An 8,312-nucleotide genomic window follows, 5' to 3' on the forward strand; every position below is an offset into this window, starting at 1 on the left:
CGCCCGAGTCATTGTTTCTGTTCTCCGTGCTCCACAGGTCACCTCCCGTCCGGGGCAGTGATTCTGGTTTCCTCCGCCTTCGTCTCGAAGGCCGTGACGGCTTTTCTCAGACAGGCTTCTGTGAAGCCAGGGGCGAGAAGTCCCCCGGGCACTTCTCGTACTCGACCAGTACCGGGCCGGTGAACTCCGACGCTGCGGAGCAACGGGCACAAAGAGGCTCCAAGTTCGTACGGACTGACACCGAGCGCGGAGGCGATCGTGCCCGTGTGCAGACATTCCCTGCCCGACGTCTCGACCTCGTCGAGCACAACACGCACCAAGTACGGAACCGGATCCTCAGGGCTGGACGCCAGGCCGACCACCTCAGCCAACGGACGTGTGGGCCGCTTGTCGACCACCACATAGGCGGGTACGCCGGAATTGCCGACCCTACGCACTCGCCGCAGCTGCTCCCAGCGGAGCAGCCACTCGTCGACGTCAGGCTGTTTCACATGGACATGGCCTTCGTCACGAAGGCTGCCCAGCAAATCGCTCGCGGTGTGCTCTTCATCCATGCCGGCAAGGGACAACAGCTCCCAGGCCCGGCTCCGCGACAGCGCCGTGAACTCTGTCGGCACCCGCGACGGACATGCCCGGCCGCCACTCCTCTCCGACCGCTGGCGGGGAATCAACGGCTTCATGCCGCACAGTGCCGACTCGACTGCGAGGCCGGACACGACTGCCTGGGCGATCAGCTCGGCGATCTCACCGTCGCAGGAGGTCAGTCCCGCGGACAGCGAGTTTCGCCGGGAGACGGCCTGCCGTAGGTCTTCGAGGATCAAAGGCGAACTCATACTGTCTGAAACGCGCCGAAGACCTCCAAGACACGCCTACCGACCCCGGGTCCGGATTCCTCGGACCTGCCGCCGCATGCTCCGTCATCCACAGGAGCTACACACGCATCAGAGGCTCTGACAGCCTGATCCCCAGTGTGCCCACCCCCGCGTGTGCGCCTTCCGCGACGCCGGGTCCTCATTGAGGTGAGCAGTGAATCAAGGTGAGAGAGTGAACAGCCCCTTACGAGCGAACCAGTACCCGGGGCGCTGCGCCCGGTGCGGCACGGACGTCGCGGCCGAGGCCGGGGTGCTGCTTCGCAGCGTGTGGGGCAACTGGGTGGTCTACCACCCGGGTCACGCCCCGGCGCCAGACCCGGACGGCACCACGGCGGACGCCTCCGCACTGCGCCCCAACCAACGGGACGGGGAGTGCGAGGTCTGCGGCGCGGCCGTCCCAGCGGGACTCGGGGTGCTCGTGAGCACCACCTTCGGCGGCTGGGACGTGTACCACCGCGAGCACATCCGCGAGCCCGCGCCTCCGCCCCGCCGCGACCACCCAGGTTGGCACCGACGTCGCCTCATGTCCCTGGACATCGCGACCACCGGCAACCGCTACGGCATAGACCGCATTCTCGGCGCCGCCGTGTGCACCACCGACGGAACACCCCGGTCCTGGCTCGTCGACCCTGGCCCCGGCCCGATGTCCGTGGCACCCCACAAGAGGCACGGCATCTCGATGGAGGACGCGCGGGCCCACGGGAAGCCCTCCGCATCGGCGCTGGGGGAACTGGCGGCCCTGGTCGCCGGGTATCTGGCGGGCAAGGAACCGTTGGTGGTCTTCCACGCCCCGTTCGTCCTCACCACATTGGAGACCGAACTGCTGCGACACGGTCTCAGGCCGCTGTCCGACCGTCTGGCAGGAAGCCCGTCACCTGTCTGCGACCCTCTCGTCCTGGACCGGCACGTCGCCCCCTTCCGCTCCGGCGGGCGGGCGCTGGAAACCGTCGCGGAGTGGTACGGCATTCCACACGAACGGCCCGGCGATCCAGCCGGCGACGCCGAGACGGCTCTCGTCCTCGCCCAAGTGATCGCGGCCTGTCACCCCGCCGTCGGACGCCTGTCCCGGCCCGCGCTCCACCGGGAGCAGGTGCGCTGGAACGAGCAGTACCTACAGGACGCCGAGAGCAGACGCCCCGACAGGAACAGAAACTGTGACTGGCCTCTGGAGACGGTCCAGGTGCTGGACTGGAAGGAACACGAACCCGCCTAGTTCACGGTACTCAGCGCGACGGGCGGTACTCGGCCCAGGTCTTGGGTGTCTCGGAGACACTGACCGCCGTCAGTTCCGGAAGACGCTCGGTCCAGAGGTCGAAGATCCATACGGCGAGATTCTCCGCCGACGGTGAGACACCCCCCCCCCATCGCCTCATTGAGGTGACGGTGGTCGAGGGTCTCGTCCATCCACTTCTTGAAGGCGTCGAGCTCGCCGTAGTCACGGACGAACCCCGCGTCGGTGAGATCCTCTCGGCGGGCGGACAGCTCCAGCACGATGACGTAGTTGTGGCCGTGGATGCGGGCACACTGATGCCAGCTCGGGAGCCGGTCGAGGACATGGCTGGCCGAGAAGTGGAACTCCTTGGTGATCCTCAGCATGACGGTCCCAGTCTGCCACCCGCCGTCTCGGCGCCCGGTCGGCCGTCCGCCCTGTTCACCGGTCGATCCCGTCGCCCTCGCGGATGGCCTTGTTGAGGGTGACCGCCGTGAGGAAACGGTCGCGCTGAGACTCCTCGGTGACGAGGTCCGTCTTGCGGGCGACCTCGCGCCGAGCTCGTTCGAGGAGCGTCTGTGCCTCCTCCGGCGCTCCTCCGGCGGCCTGGACGAGGGCGGAGTGGTAAAGGACCTCCTCGGTGCGGAGGGCGGGCATGGCTCCGACCTCGTCCAGGATGCGAACGGCCTGGCGGGCCTGGTCCTGGGCAGCGGACGTGTCGCCCTGGCGGAGCAGGATGCGGCCGCGCAGGGAATGGGCGGCGATCTCACTGCGGATCATGCCGCTGCGCTGGGTCTCCACACAGGTGGCGATCGCCAATCGATCGGCCTGGTCGAGGAGTTCGCCCGGCCCGTCGGCCGCGAGCAGCAGAATCTCGGCGTACAGGTTGCGGACGATGGGGACGAGGTTGGCCAACCAGGTTCGTTCGGTCTCGGCCCAGGCGTCGGCGATCAGCTCCAGGGCCTGGCCGTGCCCCGCCGGCCGCTGGGCGAGGAGGTGCGCGAGGAGGGCGTTGTTGTAGGCGTGCCAGCCGCTGTCGCCGCCACGGCCGGCCTCGAAGTCGAGAGCCTCCCGGAGGACGTCCTCGGCATCGTCGTAGGAACCGAGGCCCGCGTGCACCTGCCCGAGGTAGTTGAGCGCTATCGGCAGCTCGGCCTTCAGCGGTTCGTCACGCAGCCGCTGCACGCAGCGGTCCAGCCTGGCCAGCGCCTCACTGAGGTGTCCGCTGTCGAACAGGGTGATGCCGAGCTGCATCTCTCCCAGGTTGCGCGCGTGCTGGAGAACCGGGTCGCCGGTGCCGCCGAGGCGAGGGTCGGAGGCGTACATGCGTTCCGCCTCCCGCAGCTGGGCCAGCCCGTCGGCCAGCCGTCGCTTGGAGATCTGCCGCCCGTACTCGACCCGGGCGACGAAGAGCGCGACCGGGTCGCCGTGCTGCTCGGCCAGCTCGACCGCCGTACGCAGCTTGTCCAGCGACGGCACCAGACCCTGGGTCGCGAGCAGGGTCTTGCCACGCAGCAGCGTCGTACGGATCGCCAGTTCCGGGGTGCCGCAGCGTCTCGCCGCTGCCTCGGCCTCGGCGGCAAGGGCGTCTATGTCGGGCCCGCCGGTCGGCCTGTGCCGGCCGCGCCAGCGCACCTCGGTGAGCGAAAGCAGCAGCTCCACGGCCTGGACGAGCCACCGGTCCCGCTGCTCCTCGTGCTCGGGCAGGTCATGGACCGCCTTGATCACTTCTTCACAGTGCCGCTCTGCCTCGGCGAAGGACAGGCCCTCCATCGCGGCGTCCCGGGCCAGCGCGTAGTGGGCCTCTGCCGAGGCGAGCAGGCATTCGGCACCACCGGCGCGCAGGTGGCGGGCGATCTCCAGCCGACGCTCCAGCGGCATCTCCCCCGCGGGTCCCGAGGTGAGGGCCGCCGCGATTCGGGCGTGCCGGGACCTCATCTGCTGCAGGGTCTGCTGCTCGTACACCACACCTCGCAGGGCGTCGTGCTCGAACCGGTAGCAGTCGGACGCGTCCCATCGCGCCCAGCCCGGAGGTTCCGTCGGCAGGATCAGCCGATGGTGTGCGGCGACGAGGCGCAGCCGCTCCATCACCTGGTCGTGCGGCGCTCCCTTCACCTCGGCGACCGTCCGCGACAGGAAGGTCTCGCCCTGAGCCGCCCCGATCATCAGGAGCTCGCGGTCCTGCTCGGTCAGCATCCGGAGGCGGCCCTCCACCACGCGCGAGAGACTGCGGGGCAGCTCGACTCCGGGGCCTGCGTCCGGGTGCCACTCTTCCAGACAGAGTGTCACGAACACGGCGTGCCCGGCGGTCAGGCGGCTCAGCTGCTCCGACAGGGTCGACGGAGCGTCCGGATGCCGGGCCCGCACCAACTCCGCGACCGCGTCCTGCGGGAGGCCACCGAGCAGCCGCCGCCGCAGGAGTCCGTCCTTCGCCCAGTCGTGCAGGAGGTCCTCGACCGCGGATCCCGGTCCGTCCGCGTAGGCCCCGTCCGTCGTGTGGCTGAGCACCAGGCCGAGGCGTTCGCTGGGCAGCCGCCGCAGCAGCCGGTCGAGGACCAACAGGCTGCTGGGATCAGCATGTTGAATGTCGTCGATGAGCACGACCGTGGGCGGGCCCTGGCGCACGAGGTCCAGCAGCGCGTCCACGATCTGTACCGCTGCACCCTGCTGAAACGGCAGCAGGCTGTCGAAGGGCATCGATCCCGAGGCGAGCGACGCCTCGGCGACCTCCTTGCCCAGGGTGAACAGCGCGCCCAGCCCCGGCACCATCGAGGACAGCACCTCCGGCGCGGAGCGGACGACGCCCTGACCGGTGATGCTCAGGAACCTGCGGACACGGCCGGGTTGCCTGACCTCCTGGGCTTCGGCCAACTGCAGCAGGAGCTCTACGATCACTCCGTACTGCAGCCCCGACCCGATCGACGGCTGACACCGCGCGGACACCACCCGGCAGACACCGGGCCCGCCAGAGGCCGCGGCCTCCGCTTCGAACGCCCGCAGCAGTGCCGATTTCCCCATGCCCGAGACCCCGTCGACCACGACCGCCCGGCCACCGCGCCCCTCGGTCACGTCCGCCCGCAGCGAGCGAAGCTCGTTCATGTGCTCAACACGGTCGACAAACCCGGTCCGCACCTCAGTCCCCGTCCAGTCGTCGGCTACGGAACTTCCGTACACACAAAGTCACTTGCTGCCACGGTAGATCATCCAATGGGTCGTCACTCTACGATCGCCCGACGTGAACCGGCTGGAACGGCCCGCGAAGGTGAGGCAGTGGGTCGGCCTCGGCGCAGACGCCGCGCACAAGCCTCTGTTGCACTCCGATCATCTGCTCCAGAGGCCCCACACCGTGATGCAACTGACCGACGAAGCGCTGCTCACCTGCGATGAGCCCGTCGTCACGTTCGACGACGGGGAGGACACACCTGACCCCGTGACCCCGCAGGCGCGCCGACGGACCCGCAGCCGTCGGCGCCGAGGACGGCGAACGAACCGGCAGACCAAGAGCCTCATCCAGGTCCAGAGCACTCGAAATCGAGGGTGGACCAGAGTTGATGAGATCGTCCTACCTGTGGGCCGACGCACCCTGCTGGTCTTCAGCCACCCCGCTGTTCCCAGGCCCTCTCATCTTCGGATGACTCCGGAAGAAAGCCAGGAGGTGGAGATGGCGGTCAACGAACACATGCTGGCCCAGGCTTACTTCATGGCCTTCACGTACCCGGATGACCGCCACCTTCTGGCGGACCCCCCTCCCCGAAGTCGGCCCCCTCTACCGCCTCGGGGTGTCCACCCCGAGCAGGCGCACGTTGCGGGGGCCGCTCCAAGCCACCTCCGCCCTGAGTTGTTCGGGCGCCGCTGATCCCAAGGGGCCTTTCCTGACAGGAGTGATCGTCACGGCGTAGAACGACGTCACCGAGGAGGGACTAGCAGTTCGGCTGGATCACTGCGGAAGGGTGCCACGCGAAGGCTGGCAACGGGCCTAAGCCGGGCTTTCCATAGCCACACGTAGGCTGGCGATCCCTCGCGATCCGTAAGCCTTGACCGCTCCGAGGCTGATCCCCAGTGTCTCGGCGATCTGGGGGTCCGTCATGTCGGCGAAGTAGCGCAGCACGAGGACCTCTCGCTGCCTGCGTTGCAAGGACTTCATTGCCTTGATGAGCGAATCGCGCTCCAACTGGTCGTAAGCGCCCTCCTCGGCACTCGCCATATTGGGCATCGGCTTGGACAGCAGCTTCAGGCCGAGGATGCGCCGACGCAGGGCCGAGCGGGAAAGATTCACGACCGCCTGCCGCAGATACGGAAGCATCTTTTCCGGGTCCCGCGTCCGCTCGGCAGCCGAGTGCACTCGGATGAACGCCTCTTGGACGACGTCCTCGCAAGAGGCGGTGTCATCAAGGAGTAGCGCTGCCAGTCCCAGCAAAGAACGGTAGTGGGCTCGATACAGGTTGACGAGCGCGTCAGCCGCGCGCTCCGGCGAGACATCCAGGTTCTGCTGCGTACGGGCTTCACGACTGCCGACGGAGGATCGGTCCAAGGCATCCAGAAAACGCCCCGTCCGGTGCCCGGGGCTGTCTGCCGGAAGCACACTCCAGTCGCCGTCAGCGGCCCGGATCTGCCGGATGCCTGTGCGGGTGAGCTGTGAGTCCTCGGCGTCCGGGCTCTGCCGCGCGCTCTCCTCGGCACGCTCCAGCAGCCCAGGGTCCAGACGACGTCGCACTGCGGTCATGGCTGGGCCTCCTCCCACAACTGGCTCCCACGCAAGGCGCGGCGCAAGCGGTACAGGCGTGCTCTCACACGGTCCGCGGGCATGCCGAGCCTCGACGCGATCTCGGCGGGTCCGTGGCCCTCGATCCGCAGTTCGACAATGCGCCTGTTCGTCTCCTCCAGGGTGCTCAGGAAGTCGGTCACGATGTCTTCGCCGACGACATCTCCCTCCATGTCGGCACCGACCTCCACCAGCGGAAGCCAGGTGTCGATGTCGGCGCCGGTCCCTCCCAGTACCTCTCTCTGACGGTGTTGGTACTCGCGGGCCCAGCGGGCATGCGTGTCCTTGAAGACCAGGATGATCGCTCCGACGAAGTAGCTTCTCAGCGATGCGCCGCCTTCCGGATCCCATCGGCCGCCGCTCAGCGCGTGCCGGTGGAAGTGCTGCAAGCCGGCCGCGACGGCGTCGTGCGCCAACTGCTCCCGCGCGTCCGTGTCTTCCCGCAGCAGTTCGCGCAGTTCTTCCCAGCCTTTGACTGGACGGCCGCGCTCGGCGCAACGCCGGTAGATCTCGCCGGTGATGAGCCACCTGCGCATCACCGGACGTCCGTACGCCGCCAGTTCGTTGCAGAAGATCTCGTACCGCACGCCGACGAAGCCGTCGCTCTTGAGTTCAGCTAACAGTTCACGATCGGCCAGGAGATGTGAGGTCTGATCGGGACAACTCTCCGTCAGGCCCTCGATGTTGAGGGAGCTACCGGGGATGAGACCGGCCAGTGCCGTGGAGGCGGACGACGCCGGATCCATGACCCGATGAGGCAGGCGACGCGACACACTGCCGGGCGCCTCGCCTCTCATCCGACCTCCCTGCGCGATGTCGCTACGTGGTCCCTCGGCGACACCGCAGCCAGCTACTCCACTTGTAGGGCAGGCGGTTGCCCGGCCGTGACGCGAATTTCAAAAAAATCTTGGCCACCTCGAAAAACGGCGTCACACACGCCCCACCGGATTCCCTATAGCTCGAACAACAGGGCGTCGACGAGCACCCCCCGGCACCGAACCGTCCCGTCGAGACCTCAGCAGCCACGCATGGAGAACCACACCGTGAATCCAGTCGACCGCGACCCTTCCGGCACCCCACTGCTGACGCTGCGGGCCGCCTTCATCCTGCTCCTAGGAGTACTGAGTGGTGTCGGTGCAGGGATCCTCACGTTCTTCGCCGGCAACGACCTCGCCACCTGCGCCATGGCAGGGTGCGGCTCCGGTGCCATGGCTGTGCTCTTCTTCCACACCATCATCAACTGACCGGGCGGGCACCTGCCTACGATCACGACTGCAATCCCCTAATCCAGCCGCCCAGCGAAGAAGGACGCTGCGCGATGGTTCGGGCCTGGCAGCGACCACGATCGGGCCTGGATGCGTCCCGTGCCCATAAGACGTCATCTCATTTGGCGAGTCTGCGGTAGCAAATGAGGGTGCAGGCGATGCTCGTGAAGGCCAGGAAGTGCTCGGCTTTGCGCTCGTAGCGT

General features: G+C 67.8%; 6 protein-coding genes and 1 pseudogene. 2 read left to right on the plus strand and 5 right to left on the minus strand.

Features of this window, described 5'->3' with window-relative positions:
- Positions 1 to 38: 38 nt before the first annotated feature.
- Positions 39 to 821 (minus strand): hypothetical protein, encoded by a 783-nt coding sequence (locus tag ACIBEI_RS41545; protein ID WP_398895990.1) that lies wholly within the window; start codon positions 819 to 821, stop codon positions 39 to 41.
- Positions 822 to 1,044: 223 nt separating this feature from the next.
- Between ACIBEI_RS41545 and ACIBEI_RS41550 the strand changes: the two genes are divergently transcribed.
- Entirely contained in the window at positions 1,045 to 2,085 is a 1,041-nt protein-coding gene (locus ACIBEI_RS41550) for a hypothetical protein (RefSeq protein WP_398895991.1), read from the plus strand.
- 10 nt (positions 2,086 to 2,095) lie between these two features.
- On the opposite strand, the pseudogene ACIBEI_RS41555 reads toward ACIBEI_RS41550, so the two are convergent.
- The 4 genes and pseudogenes from ACIBEI_RS41555 to ACIBEI_RS41570 form a co-directional block, all read right to left on the minus strand.
- Positions 2,096 to 2,468 (minus strand): annotated as a pseudogene (locus ACIBEI_RS41555) (6-pyruvoyl trahydropterin synthase family protein).
- Between the two features lie 55 nt (positions 2,469 to 2,523).
- Positions 2,524 to 5,256, minus strand: coding sequence for an AAA family ATPase (locus tag ACIBEI_RS41560; protein WP_398895992.1), 2,733 nt, complete (start codon positions 5,254 to 5,256; stop codon positions 2,524 to 2,526).
- A gap of 802 nt (positions 5,257 to 6,058) precedes the next feature.
- Complete coding sequence (locus tag ACIBEI_RS41565) at positions 6,059 to 6,565, minus strand: SigE family RNA polymerase sigma factor (protein WP_398896002.1); 507 nt, start codon at positions 6,563 to 6,565, stop codon at positions 6,059 to 6,061.
- Between the two features lie 236 nt (positions 6,566 to 6,801).
- Positions 6,802 to 7,590 (minus strand): sigma factor-like helix-turn-helix DNA-binding protein, encoded by a 789-nt coding sequence (locus ACIBEI_RS41570; protein WP_398895994.1) that lies wholly within the window; start codon positions 7,588 to 7,590, stop codon positions 6,802 to 6,804.
- Positions 7,591 to 7,887: 297 nt separating this feature from the next.
- Between ACIBEI_RS41570 and ACIBEI_RS41575 the strand changes: the two genes are divergently transcribed.
- Entirely contained in the window at positions 7,888 to 8,088 is a 201-nt protein-coding gene (locus tag ACIBEI_RS41575) for a hypothetical protein (RefSeq protein ID WP_398895995.1), read from the plus strand.
- Positions 8,089 to 8,312 lie beyond the last annotated feature (224 nt).

The sequence above is a fragment of the Streptomyces sp. NPDC050988 genome (genome assembly GCF_044456225.1).
Lineage (GTDB): Bacteria > Actinomycetota > Actinomycetes > Streptomycetales > Streptomycetaceae > Streptomyces.

Excerpts from the sequence above, each read along its gene's own strand:
- ACIBEI_RS41570 (WP_398895994.1), bottom strand. The coding sequence starts at position 7,590 with ATGGATCCGGCGTCGTCCGCCTCCACGGCACTGGCCGGTCTCATCCCC.